Below are 16,537 nucleotides of genomic sequence, written 5' to 3'. Positions count from 1 at the left end.
ACCGGTGGGGTCGCACGCGATCGCGCGGGCGCGCGCCTGGCGCGATCAGGATCCCGATGACGAGACCCGCGCCGAGCTCGATGACCTGATCGCGCGCACGGAGGCCGGAGACGAGGCCGCGGCCACCGAGCTGACCGACCGCTTCGCCGCGCGCCTGGCCTTCGGCACCGCGGGCCTGCGCGGTGAGCTGGGAGCGGGCAGCAATCGGATGAACCGGGTGCTGGTCTCGCAGGCCGCGGCCGGGCTCGGGGCGTATGTGCTGGCGCAGGCCGACGAGATCGGACCGGGAGCCGGAGACGAGGCCCCACTCGTCGTGATCGGTTACGACGGGCGTCGGAACTCCGACGTCTTCGCCCGCGACTCCGCCGAGATCATGGCGGGCATGGGACTGCGCGTGACCGTCCTCCCCCGTCTTCTCCCGACTCCTGTGCTCGCCTTCGCCGTACGCCACCTCGGCGCCCACGCGGGCGTCATGGTGACGGCGAGCCACAATCCGCCGAACGACAACGGCTACAAGGTGTATCTCGGAGGGGTGCACGGCGGGTCGCAGATCGTCGCGCCCGCCGACGCGCACATCGCCGCCGAGATCCAGCGCGTGGCCGACACCCTGCGGGTCGACGAGCTGCCGCGGTCGGATGCGTGGGAGCTCGCCGACGAGGCCGTCGTCGACGCCTACGTCGCCGCGACCGCGCGGGTCGCACCGGCCGGGCCGGGTGCGGCCGGGCTCCGCTGGGTCTACACCGCGATGCACGGCGTGGGCTGGGAGACACTGTCGAAGATCGTCGCTGCGGCGGGTTACCCCGAGCCGATCCTCGTCGAGCAGCAGACCGCCCCCGACGGGCGCTTCCCCACCGTCGCCTTCCCCAACCCCGAAGAGCCCGGGGCGATGGATCTGGCCTTCGAGACCGCACGCGCCTCAGGTGCGGAACTCGTCGTGGCGAACGACCCCGACGCCGATCGGCTCGCGGTCGCTGTGCCCGACCCGGCCGCCGAGGGCGGCTGGCGCCGGCTCACCGGCAACCAGGTCGGACTGCTCCTCGGATGGCGTGCCGCCCGTGCGGCCGCGGCCGATGCGGGGCGCGGGCCCGCGGCATCCCTTGCGTGTTCTCTCGTCTCCTCCCCCGGGCTCGAAGCCGTCGCGCACCACTACGGCCTCGACTTCCACGCGACCCTCACAGGTTTCAAGTGGATCTCGCGCGCGCCGGGCATCGTCTACGGCTTCGAGGAGGCCCTCGGCTACCTCGTCAACCCCGAGACGGTGCGCGACAAGGACGGGATCTCCGCCGCTATCGCCCTGCTCGGCATCGTCACCGACGCGCGTGCCGAGGGGCGCACACTGGCCGACGTGCTGCGCGAGTTCGATGAGACCTTCGGCTTCTTCGCCAGCGACCAGATCTCGGTGCGGGTCGATGACCTCTCGGCGATCGACCGGGTGATGGCGGCGCTGCGCGCCGACCCTCCAGTCCGCATCGGCACGGTCGCCGTCGAGCGGTTCGAAGACCTCAGCCAGGGCGTCGGCGACCTGCCGCCCGGCGATGTGCTGAGACTGTGGCTCGCCCAGGGCGCCCGGGTCATCGTGCGCCCGAGCGGGACGGAACCGAAGCTGAAGCTCTATCTGGATGTGCGCGGGTCATCGGCCGCCGACGCCGCCGCGCAGGTCGCCGACATCGCCGCCGGTGCGCGCGCCCTCCTCGCGCAGATCGAGGGGAGATGACCTCCGACGCGGCCCCGGTCGACACCGCAGAGGCCCCGGGCTGGCTGCGGAACGTCGTCTTCTTCCTGAGCGGTCAGACCGCGAGCCTCCTCGGCTCGATGCTCGTGCAGTACGCCGTCTTCTGGTATCTCACGATCACGTACGAGTCGGGGCTGATCATGACCCTGGCGGCCGTCTTCGGGTTCCTGCCGCAGGCGATCGTGTCGATCTTCGGCGGTGTGTGGGCCGACCGGCACAACCGCAAGTTCCTGATCATGGGGGCCGATGCCGCCATCGCGGCCACCACGCTGGGCCTCGCGCTGATCATGCTGACCGGATACGACGATCTGTGGCTGGTCTTCCTGGCCCTCGCGATCCGTTCGGCCGGAGCGGGCATCCAGATGCCGGCGGTCTCGGCGCTCATCCCGCAGATCACCCCGACGCGCCACCTGATGCGGATCAACGGCCTCAACGGGTCGATCCAGTCGGCGATGGCGCTGCTTGCCCCGGCCGCGGCCGGCGCGATCTACGCCTGGGCGTCCGCCGCGACCGGCGGCACCGCGGCATCCCTCGTCCCGATCTTCTTCATCGACGTCGTCACCGCCGTCATCGGGATCGGCCTGCTGGCTCTCATCCCGGTGCGGGCGGTGCGCCGGGCGGAGGGTGCACCGACGGCGTACTTCGCCGACCTCGTCGACGGTGTGCGATACATCGCCCACCACGCCTTCGTACGGTGGCTGCTGATCGTGTTCGCGATCATCTTCCTCCTCACCGTCGCCCCGTCGAACCTGACCCCGCTGATGCTGGTGCGCTCGTTCGACGCGGGTGAGCAGCAGAACGTCGTCAACCTCGCGGTGCTGGAGGTCGCCTTCAGTGTCGGGATGACGCTGGGCGGCGTCGTGGTCGCGACCTTCTTCGCGCGGCGAAGCCGGATCGGTCTCATCGTGGTGTCGTCGCTGGTGTTCGGCGGGCTCTCGGTGGGCCTCGGCCTGTCACCGAACGTGTGGGTGTTCTTCGGCTTCATGTTCCTCGTCGGGCTGGCGGTGCCGTTCTTCTCGACGCCGTCGATGACGCTCCTGCAGGAGACGGTCGAACCCGAACGGCAGGGTCGCGTGTTCGGCTTCGTCGGGATCGTCATGGCCGTGGCGATGCCGATCGGGATGGTGTTCTTCGGGCCGCTCGCCGACAGAGTGCCGATCGAGACCCTCCTGGTGGCGGCGGGTGTGCTGACATTCATCGTCATCGGGTTGGCGGTCACCGTGCCGGCCGGGCGCCGGGCGATCATCGCCGCGCGGGCGGCATCGCGCGCACCGGATCCCGCGACCGGGGCGGTGGTGGTCCAGGCCGCGATGGGTGAGACATCGGGAGCCGACGACCGCGGCGGTGACCGGGCCGGCGACAGCGGCGAGCGCGCGTAGGCTGACGGGCGTGCTGCTGACCGACCCCGTCATCCTCGAAAACGCTCACGTCCGGCTCGAGCCCCTGGCGGCTGGGCACGCCGCCGACCTGCGCGAGGCTGCCGCGGGTCTCGAGCATGCGTGGTACACCTCCGTACCGACCCCCGCCGACGTGGATGCCGAGATCGCACGGCGGCGGGCGTGGGGGGAGCGCGGCGAGATGAACCCGTGGGCGGTCGTGCGCGCCGACACCGGCGCGGCCGTCGGCATGACGACCTTCTGCAACATCGACCAGGCGAATCGGCACGTCGAGATCGGTTACACCTGGCTGGGCGTGGCGTCGCAGCGCACGGCGGTCAACACGGCCGCGAAGCTTCTCCTGCTCGGGCACGCCTTCGAGGTGTGCGACGCGATCGCGGTGGAATTCCGCACCCACTTCCACAACCGGCAGTCGCGCGCGGCGATCGAGCGCCTCGGCGCGAAGCTCGACGGGATTCTGCGCAACCACCGCCTGGGCCCCGACGGGTCGCTGCGCGACACCGCGGTGTACTCGCTCCTCCCCCACGAGTGGCCCGCCGCACGGCTGGGCCTCCAGGCGCGGCTTCGCCGCGGGTGAACGCGGGCTCCCAGCGCCGGGTTCGCTCCGCTGGATGTCCGCAACTCCTGCAGAACGGGGCCGACGCCGCCGGAAGCGCCGTCGAGGCCGGGGGCCGGGCGGATCTGCAGGAGTTGGGAACGCGCGAGCGACGCTAGCCGTCGATGACGGCGACGAGCTCGTCGAGGAAGGCGGGGAAGTCGGTACCCCGCCGGACGATGCGCGACACGCTCTCGCGCTCGGAGAAGACCTCGACCAGCTGCTCGAAGACCGTCTGGAAGGCCTCCCGGTCGCCCTCGGAGAACGCCACCAGCGCGACGACCTGCACCCGCGAGTCCCCCCACGGAATCGACCCCTCGGCGACCCCCACCGCGATGGCGGTGCGCGTCGCGGTCATCCCGATCGCATGAGGCACGGCCAGCGCGTCGGTGAATGCCGTCGACGACATCCGCTCCCGCTGGATCGACCGCTCGACGTAGTCGTCGTCGATGACGCCCTGGGCGACGAGCATGCCGCCGAGGCGGCGGATGATCCCCTCCTCGCCGGTGTCGTCGACGTCGAGTCCGCGCACGAAGGCATCGGCGGGGAAGTAGCGCTCGAGCTCGGTGCGCAGCCGTGCGAGGCGCCGCGCGCGGCGCACCCGGCCCGCCGCCGCCTGCACCCGCTCGACGTCGGCGTCGGTGAGGAACGGCTGGATGCGGACGATCCGCTCCCCCGTCACCGGCGCGTCGATCGTGGTGAGCACGAGGTCGGTGCCGAGGTTCTCCCAGTCGGGGTCGACGCGCGTCTCCACGCCGACGACCTCGATCGCCTGGCCGAGCGAGCGGTCCACGCTCGAGCGCAGCAGCTCGTGGAGCTCGTAGTATCCCGGGCACACGATCGTGGCTGTGAGCAGCTGAGCGTTCTGGCGGCTCCGCTCGAGCCGGCCCCCGACGTGCATCGCGATGTAGGCGATCTCGTCGTCGGGCAGGGGGAAGCCGAGCTCGGCGTCGAGCTCACCGGCGATGTACACCGCCAGCTCGAAGATCATCGGATACGTCGACTTCAACGACCGGGTGAGCGGGTTGCGCGACCACGCCTGGTCCTGCGCACGGTGGCGGAGGTTCTGAACGTGAAGCGCCAGACGGGTGATGAAGTCCTCATCGTCGATGTCGACGAGGAACTCCCGCGCCGCCCGGCCGACGGCCGTCCGCACCGCCGCCTCCACCCGAGGGTCGAGCGACGGCCGCGCCCGCGCCTGCACGCCCTCGCCGCCCGGCGCGATCACACGGGTGAGCACGAGCGCGGCGAGATGCTGCACGTCGCCCTCTCCCAGCCGCACGCCGAAGTGCTGCTGCACGAGGCGTTCGATCACGGCCGCGACGTCGGCCCCGGCGGCGCTGCCCGACGCGGGGTCGTGAGAGAGCGGATGCCGGTGGGCGACCCGGTCGGCGGCGATGGCGATGTGCATGACGACGTCGGCGATCCCGAGCTCGTTGACGTAGTAGCCGAGTCCGCCGAGCTCGGTGACGAGATCGGACTTGAACGCGCCGAACGCGTCGGCGTCGACGGCGGTGCCGGCAAGGCTCCGCCGGAGCGCCCCGAGGTCGAACGCACCGGCATCCATCTCGTCGTGCGCGAGCCTGCTGAGAAGGCGCCGCCGGGCCATCTCGCCGCCGCGCAGTCGCGCCGTGGACGCCGAACGCTCCAGGGTCAGGTCGGTGCCGCTGAGAAGGCCCCGGACGCGCGCGAGGTCGGCCTCGAGCGTGGCGGGACTGACGTGCAGTTCCATCGCGGTGTCGAACAGGTCGATCCCGGTGTCGGTGTCGAGGAGACCCCGGATGACGGTGTGCAGCCGGTCACGCGGGGTCCCGGCATCCGTCCCCCCGGCGGCCCGCAGAGCGACGGCACCCTCGGGCCCCGCCCGATAGCCCAGCGGACCCGACTCGATCGCGACGCCGGGAGCGACGCGCGCGTTGATGGAGCCGACGTACGAGCGGATGCTGCGGGGGGTGACCCCGAGCGCATCGGCCAGGGTCGAGGCCGTCGCCCAGGTGCCGTCCCGCAGCAGCAGCGTCAGCAGGCGATCCTGCCTGGCTTTGGTCACGGGCACCCCTCCGCCGGGCCGCCGTGCCGCGGTCCGGATCGAGCACCAGTCAACCACGCCGGGGCCCGCAGAGCCCGGGGGCAGGCAGGGGTTTCCGCCCGGGCGGAAGAACGCGTGACTTGTCGGCCCTCAGCGAGTTCACAAGAATCGCTCACGAGGAGGGCGGATCGATGCGGATCCTTGTCGTGTGTGGAGCGGGTGCGTCCAGCACCTTCGTGGCGCAGCGTGTGCGCCGCGCCGCACAGGATGCGGGACTGCCCTGGACCGCCATCGCCGGGACCGAGCAGTCGCTCCCGATCGACCTCGATGCCACCGACGTGATCCTCGTCGGTCCGCACCTTGCCGATGCGCTCCCGCACATCGAGGAGGCAGCGGCCCTGCGGATGACGACGGTGGTGCTGCTGCCCGATGACGTCTTCGCCGACCTCGGCGGCGCCCGCACGCTGGAACTCGTGCGTCGCGCGGTCGCCGTCGCGGCACCGGAGACCACGACGGATGCCGGGGCCGAGAACCCCGCGCACACCTGACTCCCCGCGAGTCAGCCCCCACTGAGAACCGAGGAGAGGAATCACCATGGCCCCCCTGACCCGCACGGTGCGCATCGGATCGTCGCACGGGCTGCACGCCCGCCCCGCAAAGCTCTTCGCGCAGGCGGCGAAGGAAGCCGGCATCCCGATCACGGTGGCCAAGGGCTCGGGTGAGCCGGTGAACGCCGCGAGCATCCTCGGCGTGATCTCGCTGGGCGTCGACCAGGGCGACTACGTCACGCTCACCGCCGACGGCGAGAACGCCGAGAACGTGCTCGACGCTCTCAGCGAGCTGCTGACCACCGACCACGACGCGGCGTGAGCACCGTGACACGTTCCGGGATCCGCGGCGTCGGGATCGGTCTGGGCGTCGCGCAGGGCCCGGTGGCCCGCATGGCCGAGCCGCTGCCCGCCCCCGCCGACGAGCCGAGCACGATCGGCGAGGCCGCCGAACGGGAGCGCGTCGACGAGGCGGTGGCCGCGGTCGCCCGCGAGCTCGAGGAGCGCGCCGAGCAGGCCGGCGGCGCGGCGCAGGACGTGCTCGAGGCGCAGGCCATGATGGCCGAGGACCCGACGCTGTCCGACGAGATCGGCACGCGACTGGCCGACGGAAAGACCGGCGAGCGCGCGGTGTTCGAGGCGTTCGCCGCGTTCCGCGACCAGCTCACCGCCGTCGGCGGCTACCTCGGCGAGCGCGCCGCCGACCTCGACGACGTCGCCCAGCGTGTCATCGCGCGGCTGCGAGGCGTGGCGGCTCCGGGTGTGCCCGAACCGGGTCATCCGTTCGTCCTCGTCGCGAAGGACCTCGCCCCTGCCGACACCGCTCTGCTCGATCTCGACCAGGTGCTCGCGCTCGTGACCACCGAGGGCGGACCCACTTCGCACACCGCCATCCTCGCCCGCGAGAAGGGGATCGTCGCCATCGTCGGCGCCGCCGGCGCCGCCGCGCTCACCGAGGGGCAGAGCGTGATCGTCGACGCCGCCGCCGGCGTCGTCACCGCCGACCCGACCGACGACGAGCTGCAGCGCGCACGCGTGCGCGCCGACGCCCGCGCGAACGCGGCGTCCGCGCCGATCACCAACGGCGCCCTGGCCGACGGCACGCCCATGCCGCTCCTGGCGAACCTCGGCAAGCCCGAGGGTGCCGCCGAGGCCGTGGCGCTCGGCGCAGAGGGGGTGGGACTGTTCCGCACCGAGTTCCTCTTCCTCAGCGCCTCCTCGGCGCCGACGGTCGAGCAGCAGCGGACGTCGTACGAGCAGCTCCTCCGGGCGTTCCCCGGAAAGAAGGTCGTCGTGCGCGTGCTCGACGCCGGCGCCGACAAACCCCTGCCGTTCCTCAACGACGCGCACGAGGAGAACCCCGCCCTCGGGCTCCGGGGTCTGCGCGCGCTCCGCGCGAGCGAGGACATCCTGCGCGAGCAGCTCACGGCGCTGGCAGAGGCGGATGCCGCGACGAGGCGCTCCCCCGAGGGCCCGGCCGATCTGTGGGTCATGGCGCCGATGGTCGCCACCGTCGAGGAGACGGCGTACTTCACGGCGCTGGCGAAGGAGTACGGCATCCGCACCGCGGGGGTGATGGTGGAGGTGCCCTCCTCGGCGCTCCTCGCCGACCGCGTGCTCGCGCACGCCGACTTCGCCTCGATCGGCACGAACGACCTCACCCAGTACACCCTCGCCGCCGACCGTCTGCTCGGTTCGGTCGCGGGGTTCCAGGACCCGTGGCATCCGGCCGTCCTCCGCCTCATCCGCGAGGTGGGCGACGCCGGCCGCGCACACGGCAAGCCCGTGGGGATCTGCGGCGAAGCCGCTGCCGACCCCCTGCTGGCGGTCGTTCTGGTCGGGCTCGGCGCGACGAGCCTGTCGATGGCGCCGAGCGCCCTCGCGGACGTGCGCGCCACCCTCCTGCAGTACACCCTCGACGACGCACGCGCGATCGCCGAGGCAGCCCTCGCCGCGGATGATGCCGCGGCAGCCCGAGATGCGGCCCTCCTCGCCACCCAACGCGGGGCCGCGACCACAACGAAGGAGACACAGCAATGACAACGACGTCTGCACCGGCGCGAAAGTCCGGAGGGGTGCGGGTCGGCGTTCAGCGTTTCGGAACGTTCCTGTCCGGCATGATCATGCCGAACATTCCGGCGCTGATCGCCTGGGGCATCTTCACGGCGTTCTTCATCGAGGTGGGCTGGACGCCCAACGCCGACCTCGCGACGATCGTCGGACCCTTCATCCACTACCTGCTGCCGATCATCATCGCCTACACCGGCGGCACCATCGTCTACGGCGTGCGCGGCGGCGTGGTCGCCTCGATCGCCGTGATGGGCGCCATCGCCGGGTCGGACAAGCTGATCGCCGACATCAACGCGACCCTCCCCGCCGACAACCAGCTCGGCCAGGTGCACATGTTCATCGGCGCGATGATCATGGCGCCGCTGGCGGCCTACACCATGAAGTGGCTCGACAGCCTGTGGGACGGAAAGATCCGCGCCGGCTTCGAGATGCTCGTGAACATGTTCTCGGCCGGCATCTGGGGCTTCGTCATGGCCGTCGTCGGGTTCTACCCCATCGCGTGGCTGGTCAACGGCCTCATGACCACGCTCAGCAACGCCGTGGACTTCCTCGTCGAAGCGAACCTCCTGCCACTGACGAGCATCATCATCGAGCCGGCGAAGGTGCTCTTCCTCAACAACGCCATCAACCACGGCGTGCTGACACCGCTCGGCATCCAGCAGGCCGACGAGCAGGGCTCGTCGATCCTGTTCCTCCTCGAAGCCAACCCCGGCCCGGGCCTTGGCCTCCTGCTGGCGTTCGCGATCTTCGGACTCGGCGCCGCCCGCGCGTCGGCCCCGGGCGCCGCGATCATCCAGTTCTTCGGCGGCATCCACGAGGTCTACTTCCCCTACGCGCTGATGAAGCCGGCCGTCATCCTGGCCCTCATCGCGGGGGGTATGACCGGTGTCACCACCAACATGCTCCTCGGTGGGGCGCTTCGGGCGCCGGCTGCGCCCGGAAGCATCATCGCGGTGATGCTGCAGACCGCGAACGGCGCCTACTTCGCGGTCATCCTCTCGGTCATCCTCTCGGCGGGAGTGACATTCCTCATCGCCGCCGTCATCCTCCGAGCTTCCCGCAAGCGCGACCTCGAGGCCCTCGCGGCGACCGACGACGCCTTCGGCGCGGCGATCACCCAGACCGAGGCGGCCAAGGGCAAGTCCTCCGACGCGCTGTCCAACCTGCGCGGCGGGGCGGCCACCCAGGCCGGCGGCGGCGTGGAGCCGGCGGTCATGACCGAGCGCGAAGTGAAGAGCATCGTGTTCGCCTGCGACGCCGGCATGGGCTCCTCGGCCATGGGCGCCAGCGTCCTGCGCAACAAGATCAAGAAGGCCGGTATCGAAGACGTGACCGTGGTCAACAAGGCCATCGCCGCGCTCGACGATTCGGCCGACCTCGTGATCACGCAGAACCAGCTCACCGACCGCGCGCGGCGCCAGACACCGGGCGCGATCCACGTGTCGGTGGACAACTTCATGAACTCGCCGCGGTACGACGAGGTCGTGGAACTCGTGCGCGATCAGCACAAGGATGGTGCGTGAGCATCTGATCGACCCGGATGCCGGGGGCCGGTGCGTGGACGCGCGGCTCCCGGCATCCGTCTTCATCACCGACGACAACGACGCACGACGAGACGAGCGAAAGGCGAAATCATGGCACGTGAGGTCCTCACCCCCGGGCAGGTCCGCATCCACTCCGGCAGCGCGACCCGCGAGGAGGCGATGCGCGAGGCCGCCGAGATCCTCGAGTCGGTCGGCGCCGTCACCGGCGCCTACTTCGATGCGATGCAGCAGCGCGAGCAGACGGTCTCGACCTACATGGGCAACGAGCTGGCGATCCCGCACGGCACCAACGAGACGAAGGACACCATCCTCGAGTCGGGCCTCTCGGTCGTGCGCTACGACGGCGGCGTCGACTGGGGCGGCGAGCAGGTGACCTTCGTCATCGGCATCGCCGGCAAGGGCGACGAGCACCTCGAGATCCTCTCGCGGATCGCGCTGCTGTTCTCCGAGGAGGACGACGTGGCGCGGCTGAAGGCGACCTCGACGGCTCAGGAGCTGTACGACGCCGTCGCGGCGGGCGTGGAATGAAGGCGGTCCACTTCGGCGCCGGGAACATCGGGCGGGGCTTCGTCGGACTGCTGCTGCACGAGGGCGGCTACGAGGTGGTCTTCTCGGATGTCGCGGGGCCGCTCGTCGACGCCATCAACGCCGTGTCGGAGTACACCGTGCACGAGGTCGGTGAGGGCGGGCGCGACCACGTCGTCACGGGGTTCCGGGCGATCAACAGCGCCGAGCATCCCGACCAGGTGATCGAGGAGGTCGCGGGCGCGAACGTCGTGACGACAGCCGTGGGTCCGACCATCCTGCGCTTCGTCGCGCCGCACCTCGTGGCGGGTCTCGCGCTGCGCGACCCGTCGTCCCCGCCGCTGCAGATCATGGCCTGCGAGAACGCGATCAACGCCACCGACCTGCTCCGCGACGAGATGGTCGAAGCGGCGGGTGAGGCCTGGGCGGCACTGGAGCAGCGCGCGGTGTTCGCCAATACCGCCGTCGACAGGATCGTGCCCGAGCAGCCCGCGGGCGCGGGGGTGGATGTCACGGTCGAGCCGTTCTTCGAATGGGCGATCGAGCGGCATCCCTTCGGTGACGACCCGCCCGCTATCCCCGGTGCGCACTTCGTCGACGACCTCACCCCGTACATCGAGCGGAAGCTGTTCACCGTGAACACCGGGCATGCCGCGACGGCGTACTTCGGCGCGCAGGCGGGTGTCGAGCGGATCGCCGACGCCCTCGCCGACCCGGCGATCGCCGCGCGGGTGGCGGCAGCGCTGGAGGAGACCTCGGCGGTGCTGATCGCCAAGCACGAGTTCGCCCCCGAGGAGCTGGCGGAGTACCGCGCGACGATCCTCGCGCGCTTCGCCAACCCCGCGCTGCCCGATCACGTGCGCCGGGTCGCGCGGCAGCCGCTGCGGAAGCTCTCGCGCAACGAGCGGTTCGTCGGGCCGGCGGCCGAAGCGGCCGAGCGGGGGCTCTCAGTGGAGGCGCTCGTCGCGGCCATGGGCGCGGCGCTCGCGTTCGACGACCCCGACGACCCCCAGGCGGTGGAACTGCAGGCGATGCTGCGGGAGCAGGACGCCGACGCGGTGACGGCTGCGGTGACCGGGCTCGAGCGGAGTCATCCTCTGTACGCGCGCGTGCGCGACGCGGTCGCCGCGCGGCAAGCGGCGCTCGCGGGCTGACCTGCGGCGCCGCGCGGCTGCGGGCGTCGGGCGTGGGCCGGGGCGCACGGGCGGCGGTACGCTCGGGGGGTGTCATCCGGATCTTCCGACAGGGCTGCAGACGAGTCGTCCGAATCGTCTGACGCGGCGCCCCGCCCGCGGCGCCGGTGGCGGCGCGTGCTGGCGTGGGCGCTCGGCTCGATCGGCGTGCTGCTCCTCCTCGCCGTCGGCGGCCTCGTCGTCTGGAGCCAGGTCGGGGTGATGCAGGCCGAGGCCGGTCCGCTCGCCGAGGTGCAGAGCGATCCCGGCATCCGGTTCACCGACACCTCGACGGCCGTCATCCTCGAGCCGTCCGACGGGCCGGGAGAGGTCGGCCTCGTCTACATCCCCGGGGCGAAGGTCGAGGCTGCGGCGTATGCGGCGACGATGGCGGACGTCGTGGCCGAAGACGGAGTGACGGTCGTCATCACCAAGCCCTGGCTGAACCTGGCGTTCTTCGATCTGCGGCCGCTGTCGAGCTTCACCGACCTGGTGCCCGGTATCGACGAGTGGATCGTCGGCGGGCACTCGCTCGGCGGCGTGCGAGCGTGCCAGCTCGCCGGCGACGCCGACGCGCTCGCACTGTTCGCGTCCTACTGCGCGGGCGACGTCTCTGACTCGGATCTGCCCGTCATCAGCATCGCGGGGAGCGAGGACGGGCTCTCCACCCCCGAGAAGATCGCCGAGGCGCGGCCGCTGCTGCCCGAGGACGCGCTGATGACCGAGATCGAGGGTGCCAACCACGCCGCCTTCGGCGCCTACGGCCCGCAGGCGGGCGACAACGAGGCGTCGATCACGCTGCCGGAGATGCGGTCCGAGCTCGCGGGCCTGCTGGCCCCCTTCGTCGACGCCCTCCCCCGCTGACCGCCCGCCCGCCGGGGCCGGGGTGTCCCGAACTCCTGCACAACGTCACTGGCGGGCCCCGAATGACTCTCCCGTCACCGTACGAGGTCGATTCTGCAGGAGTGAGGGACACGGGCCGGGTCGCACCCACCCCTCCTGCACAGCGAAGTGAACCGCGCACCCTGTCCACGGATCGCCCGCGCGACGACCCGCAACGGGTCCGCGCCCGTGGAATGGACGTGTGGTCGACTCCCACCTCGCCTCGTCGCAGGTTCTTTCCGCGACCTTCCTCAGTACGCAGGGACTCGCCCAGCGCGGGCTCGACAAGCGGATGATCCGGCGGTTGGTGACAGAGGGACGGCTCATCCGGCTGCGCAGGGGCCGGTACGCCGATCCGCGCTGCCACCCGCACGTCCTCGACGCCGGACGCGCCGGAGGCCGCCTCGATTGCGTCTCGCTTCTCGCCACCCTCGGCGTCTTCGTACGGGAGCGCCCAGAGTTGCACATCCAGTTCGACCGCGCAGCCAGCCGCATCCCTCCGCGCCGACACGACGTCACCGCTCACTGGCGAAACGGCGGAAAGCCCTCCGACGACCTCTGCGCCGACCTGATCGGGGCGCTGGCCCAAGCGGTGAAGTGCCAGTCTCCGCGGGACGCGATCGCCACCCTCGACAGCGCGTGGCACCTCGGCGTGGTGGATGAAGCGGGGATAGCCGAGGTGTTCCGACGGCTCCCCCGTCGCTACCAGGCGCTCCGACGACTCCTCGATCGTCGTATGGAGTCGGGGCCCGAGACGCTGGTCCGCCTGATTCTGCGAGGGCTCGGGTGCAAGGTCGACGTCCAGGTGCAGATCCCCGGCGTGGGCCGGGTCGACTTCGTCGTCGACGGATGGCTCATCATCGAGTGCGACAGCAAGGCTCACCACGACGGGTGGGATGCTCAGCGGCGAGACCGGCGCCGCGATATCGCTGCTGCCGCACTCGGTTACACGACCATTCGCCCCATGGCCGAAGACCTTCTCTACGCCTACGACGCCACGGCGACCGCCCTCCGAGCCGTCGTTCTCACGCGCCGGACGCGGTGACGCATGTCCCCAACTCCTGCATCTGGCGTCCCGACAGGCCGAAATCCGGGGTTTCGGGCCTCGGCCGGGGATTCTGCAGGAGTTGGGGAAGCGGCACGCGGCCGGCGCCGCGCCTAGCGGTCGAAGCCGTCGGAGATGAGGTCGATCAGCTCCTCGCGCTGCTCCACAGGGAGGAACGCGCCCGCGGCGGCGTTCATCTGGAACGCCTCGAGGTCGTCGAGTCCGTAGTCGAAGGCCTCGGCAAGGAGCGCGAGCTCGCGGGTGAGCGAGGTGCGGCTCATGAGCCGGTTGTCGACGTTGACCGTCACCGCGAAACCCAGCTGGTAGAGCAGGTCGAACGGGTGGTCTTCGAGGTCGGTGCCCCACCGCTGGATCGCACCGGTCTGCAGGTTCGACGACGGCGACAGCTCCAGCGGGATCTCGCGGTCGCGCACCCACCGGGCGAGGTCGCCGAACTCCACGAGCACTTCTTCGCCCGACCGCTGCACGATGTCGAGGTCTTCGGCGATGCGCACGCCGTGCCCGAGACGCAGGGCGCGGCCGTCGATGAGCGCCGACCGGATGGACTCGAGCCCCGCCGCCTCGCCGGCGTGGACGGTGACGGGGAAGAACTGGCCGGCGAGGTAGTCGAACGCCTTGCGGTGCCGCGACGGGAGGAAGCCGTCCTCGGGGCCGGCGATGTCGAACCCGACGGCGCCGCGCCCGCGCCACTCCACCGCGAGCCGCGCGATCTCGTGCGAGCGGTCGGTGTGGCGCATGGCGGTGATGAGCTGCCCGACACGGATGTCGCGCCCGGCGTCGGCGGCGAGATCTTCGCCCTCTTCGATGCCGTCCTGCACCGCCTCCACGACCTCGTCGAGGGTGAGGCCGCCGCCGAGGTGCTGCTCGGGCGCCCACCGCACCTCGCCGTAGATCACGCCGTCGGCGGCGAGGTCCTCGACGAACTCACGGGCGACGCGCGTGAGGCCCTCGCGGGTCTGCAGCACCGACAGGGTGACGTCGAAGGTCTTGAGGTACTCCACGAGCGACCCCGAGTCGCTCTTCTCGGCGAACCACTCCCCGAGCGCCTCGGCGTCGTCCTCGGGCAGGTCGACGTCGGCGTCGTCGGCGAGCTCCACGATCGTGGCGGGGCGCAGACCGCCGTCGAGGTGGTCGTGCAGGGAGATCTTGGGCAGGCTCCGCAGAGACACACCCTCCAGCTGGGCGTCACCGTGCTGATCGATGGCCATCGTGTTCCTCCGGGGGTTGGGCGGGCGGCGAATCAGATCGAGTCGGCGGTGATGCGTTCGCGAACGAGGGATGACGCGGCGGGCGCGTCTTCGCCAATGTCCCACGCCCCCTCGACGGCGTCCAGTGCCCGGGCGAAACGGGCCGGATCATCGGCCGAGAGGGTGAAGACGGGTGCGCCTTCGGCGACCTCGTCGCCGGGCTTGACGTGCAGGTCGATACCGGCCGCGTGGATGACGGCGTCCTCGGCCCGGGCGCGGCCCGCTCCCAGGCGCCAGGCGGCGATGCCGAAGGGCAGCGCCTCCATGCGGGTGACGATGCCCCCGCGCGGCGCGGTGACGGTGTGCGTCTCGCGTGCCGTGGGGAGTGCGGCGTCGGGGTCGCCGTCCTGGGCGCGGATCATCGCCCTCCAGACGTCCATCGCCCGACCGTCCTGCAGGGCGGCCGCCACGTCGGCATCCGGCTGACCGGCGAGGGCGAGCATCTCGCGCGCCAGCGCGACGGTCAGTTCGACGACGTCGGCAGGGCCCCCACCGGCGAGCACCTCGACAGACTCGCGCACCTCGTTGGCGTTGCCGATCGCAAGACCCAGCGGCGTGTTCATGTCGGTGAGGAGTGCCGTGGTCGCCACGCCCGAATCGGTGCCGAGTCCGACCATCGTGCTCGCGAGCTCGCGGGCTCGGTCGATGTCCTGCATGAACGCGCCCGAGCCGAACTTCACGTCCAGCACCAGCGCGGCCGTCCCCTCCGCGATCTTCTTGGACATGATGCTCGATGCGATGAGCGGGATGGCCTCGACGGTCCCGGTGACATCACGCAGTGCGTAGAGGCGCTTGTCCGCCGGCGCCAGGCCCGAGCCCGCGGCGCAGATGACCGCTCCGACGTCGCGCAGCTGCGCGTGGAGTTCGTCGTTCGACAGCGCGGCGCGCCAACCGGGGATCGACTCCAGCTTGTCGAGCGTGCCACCGGTGTGCCCGAGCCCGCGGCCCGAGAGCTGCGGAACAGCCACGCCGAAGGCCGCGACGAGCGGCGCGAGGGGGAGGGTGATCTTGTCACCGACGCCGCCGGTGGAGTGCTTGTCGACGGTGGTCTTGCCGAGACCCTCGAAGCTCATCCGCTCGCCGGAGGCGATCATCGCGTCGGTCATCACGCGGATCTCGTCCCGCGACATGCCGTTGAGCAGCACCGCCATCGTGAACGCCGACATCTGCGCGTCCATGACGTAGCCGCGGGTGTACGCATCGATCATCCATCGCAGCGCGTCCTCGGAGACCGGCTTGCCGTCGCGCTTGGCGCGGATGACATCGACGGCGTCGAAGGGCTCGGGTGCGGCAGCACCGCTCATCGCGCCGACTCCGACTCGCGGTTCGGCCGCGCCTCGAGATCGCGCGGACCGAAGGCATCGGGCAGCACCTCGTCGATGGTACGGATGCCCGAGACGGTCTCCAGCAGCATCCCGGGGATCGCGTGCTCGAACAGCAGCTGCCGGCAGCGACCGCACGGCATGATCGTCTCGCCCTCGCCGTTGACGCACAGGAAGGCGACGAGCTGACCGCCGCCGGACATGTGCAGCTCCGACACCAGCCCGCATTCCGCGCAGAGGGTGACGCCGTAGGAGGCGTTCTCGACGTTGCACCCCGCCACCACGCGCCCGTCGGAGACGAGCGCCGCCGCGCCCACGCGATAGCGCGAGTACGGTGCGTAAGCCCGCGATGCCGCCTCGTTGGCGACGGTCCTCAGGTGGTCCCAGTCGATATCGACCGGGACCTGATCG

General features: G+C 71.2%; 15 protein-coding genes. 11 read left to right on the top strand and 4 right to left on the bottom strand.

The genetic code is table 11. The features are described from left to right. Positions 1-4 precede the first annotated feature (4 nt). From DT073_RS06775 to DT073_RS06765, 3 genes are read left to right on the top strand one after another with little or no spacing between them, the layout of a single operon-like run. Positions 5-1,714: a phospho-sugar mutase gene (locus DT073_RS06775; protein WP_124294393.1), complete on the top strand. Its 1,710-nt coding sequence runs from the start codon at positions 5-7 to the stop codon at positions 1,712-1,714. Beyond that, a complete protein-coding gene (locus DT073_RS06770) occupies positions 1,711-3,111 on the top strand; it encodes an MFS transporter (RefSeq protein WP_124292700.1) in 1,401 nt (466 codons plus the stop codon). Before DT073_RS06775 ends, DT073_RS06770 begins: the two co-directional genes overlap by 4 nt. Before the next feature lie 10 nt (positions 3,112-3,121). Next, on the top strand, positions 3,122-3,706 hold the full coding sequence (locus tag DT073_RS06765; RefSeq protein WP_124292699.1) for a GNAT family N-acetyltransferase: 585 nt from the start codon (positions 3,122-3,124) through the stop codon (positions 3,704-3,706). Between the two features lie 133 nt (positions 3,707-3,839). Here DT073_RS06765 and DT073_RS06760 read toward each other — a convergent pair whose 3' ends face one another. After that, on the bottom strand, positions 3,840-5,771 hold the full coding sequence (locus DT073_RS06760) for a BglG family transcription antiterminator (protein WP_205783049.1): 1,932 nt from the start codon (positions 5,769-5,771) through the stop codon (positions 3,840-3,842). Between the two features lie 170 nt (positions 5,772-5,941). Between DT073_RS06760 and DT073_RS06755 the strand changes: the two genes are divergently transcribed. The 8 genes from DT073_RS06755 to DT073_RS06725 all read left to right on the top strand — a co-directional run bounded on the left by DT073_RS06755 (position 5,942) and on the right by DT073_RS06725 (position 13,536). After that, complete coding sequence (locus tag DT073_RS06755; RefSeq protein WP_124292698.1) at positions 5,942-6,298, top strand: PTS sugar transporter subunit IIB; 357 nt, start codon at positions 5,942-5,944, stop codon at positions 6,296-6,298. 46 nt (positions 6,299-6,344) lie between these two features. Further along, on the top strand, positions 6,345-6,620 hold the full coding sequence (locus tag DT073_RS06750) for an HPr family phosphocarrier protein (RefSeq protein WP_124292697.1): 276 nt from the start codon (positions 6,345-6,347) through the stop codon (positions 6,618-6,620). Positions 6,621-6,691: 71 nt separating this feature from the next. Then, positions 6,692-8,338, top strand: a complete 1,647-nt coding sequence (gene ptsP / locus DT073_RS06745; RefSeq protein WP_240638834.1) for a phosphoenolpyruvate--protein phosphotransferase — start codon at positions 6,692-6,694, stop codon at positions 8,336-8,338. Beyond that, complete coding sequence (locus DT073_RS06740) at positions 8,335-9,891, top strand: PTS mannitol transporter subunit IIBC (RefSeq protein WP_240638797.1); 1,557 nt, start codon at positions 8,335-8,337, stop codon at positions 9,889-9,891. Before ptsP ends, DT073_RS06740 begins: the two co-directional genes overlap by 4 nt. A 111-nt stretch (positions 9,892-10,002) precedes the next feature. Then, the gene (locus DT073_RS16060; protein WP_240638796.1) at positions 10,003-10,440 is read left to right on the top strand and encodes a PTS mannitol transporter subunit IIA; all 438 of its coding nucleotides are present in this window, start codon (positions 10,003-10,005) and stop codon (positions 10,438-10,440) included. Further along, the gene (locus tag DT073_RS06735) at positions 10,437-11,591 is read left to right on the top strand and encodes a mannitol-1-phosphate 5-dehydrogenase (RefSeq protein ID WP_124292695.1); all 1,155 of its coding nucleotides are present in this window, start codon (positions 10,437-10,439) and stop codon (positions 11,589-11,591) included. Before DT073_RS16060 ends, DT073_RS06735 begins: the two co-directional genes overlap by 4 nt. A gap of 69 nt (positions 11,592-11,660) precedes the next feature. Continuing rightward, positions 11,661-12,473, top strand: coding sequence for an alpha/beta hydrolase (locus tag DT073_RS06730; protein ID WP_240638795.1), 813 nt, complete (start codon positions 11,661-11,663; stop codon positions 12,471-12,473). Positions 12,474-12,693: 220 nt separating this feature from the next. Continuing rightward, positions 12,694-13,536: a type IV toxin-antitoxin system AbiEi family antitoxin domain-containing protein gene (locus DT073_RS06725; protein ID WP_164478161.1), complete on the top strand. Its 843-nt coding sequence runs from the start codon at positions 12,694-12,696 to the stop codon at positions 13,534-13,536. A 113-nt stretch (positions 13,537-13,649) separates the two neighbouring features. On the opposite strand, the gene DT073_RS06720 is transcribed toward DT073_RS06725, so the two are convergent. Genes DT073_RS06720 through DT073_RS06710 form a run of 3 tightly spaced genes read right to left on the bottom strand, consistent with a single transcriptional unit; the run spans position 13,650 to position 16,518 of the window. Next, positions 13,650-14,765 (bottom strand): adenosine deaminase, encoded by a 1,116-nt coding sequence (locus tag DT073_RS06720; protein WP_124292694.1) that lies wholly within the window; start codon positions 14,763-14,765, stop codon positions 13,650-13,652. Between the two features lie 32 nt (positions 14,766-14,797). Continuing rightward, on the bottom strand, positions 14,798-16,108 hold the full coding sequence (locus tag DT073_RS06715) for a thymidine phosphorylase (RefSeq protein WP_124292693.1): 1,311 nt from the start codon (positions 16,106-16,108) through the stop codon (positions 14,798-14,800). Then, entirely contained in the window at positions 16,105-16,518 is a 414-nt protein-coding gene (locus DT073_RS06710; RefSeq protein WP_240638833.1) for a cytidine deaminase, read from the bottom strand. The genes DT073_RS06715 and DT073_RS06710 overlap by 4 nt, the downstream gene beginning before the upstream one ends. Positions 16,519-16,537: the final 19 nt, after the last annotated feature.

Source organism: Microbacterium sp. ABRD28, from assembly GCF_003850245.1.
In the GTDB taxonomy this organism is placed as follows: Bacteria; Actinomycetota; Actinomycetes; order Actinomycetales; family Microbacteriaceae; genus Microbacterium.
The sequence above is the reverse complement of the archived record's forward strand: the minus strand, read 5'-3'. Positions and strand labels throughout refer to the sequence as shown.

Coding starts and splice junctions, on each gene's coding strand:
- DT073_RS06720 (WP_124292694.1), bottom strand. CDS start 14,765: ATGGCCATCGATCAGCACGGTGACGCCCAGCTGGAGGGTGTGTCTCTG.
- DT073_RS16060 (WP_240638796.1), top strand. CDS start 10,003: ATGGCACGTGAGGTCCTCACCCCCGGGCAGGTCCGCATCCACTCCGGC.
- DT073_RS06770 (WP_124292700.1), top strand. CDS start 1,711: ATGACCTCCGACGCGGCCCCGGTCGACACCGCAGAGGCCCCGGGCTGG.
- DT073_RS06715 (WP_124292693.1), bottom strand. CDS start 16,108: ATGAGCGGTGCTGCCGCACCCGAGCCCTTCGACGCCGTCGATGTCATC.
- ptsP (WP_240638834.1), top strand. CDS start 6,692: ATGGCCGAGCCGCTGCCCGCCCCCGCCGACGAGCCGAGCACGATCGGC.
- DT073_RS06750 (WP_124292697.1), top strand. CDS start 6,345: ATGGCCCCCCTGACCCGCACGGTGCGCATCGGATCGTCGCACGGGCTG.
- DT073_RS06735 (WP_124292695.1), top strand. CDS start 10,437: ATGAAGGCGGTCCACTTCGGCGCCGGGAACATCGGGCGGGGCTTCGTC.
- DT073_RS06740 (WP_240638797.1), top strand. CDS start 8,335: ATGACAACGACGTCTGCACCGGCGCGAAAGTCCGGAGGGGTGCGGGTC.
- DT073_RS06755 (WP_124292698.1), top strand. CDS start 5,942: ATGCGGATCCTTGTCGTGTGTGGAGCGGGTGCGTCCAGCACCTTCGTG.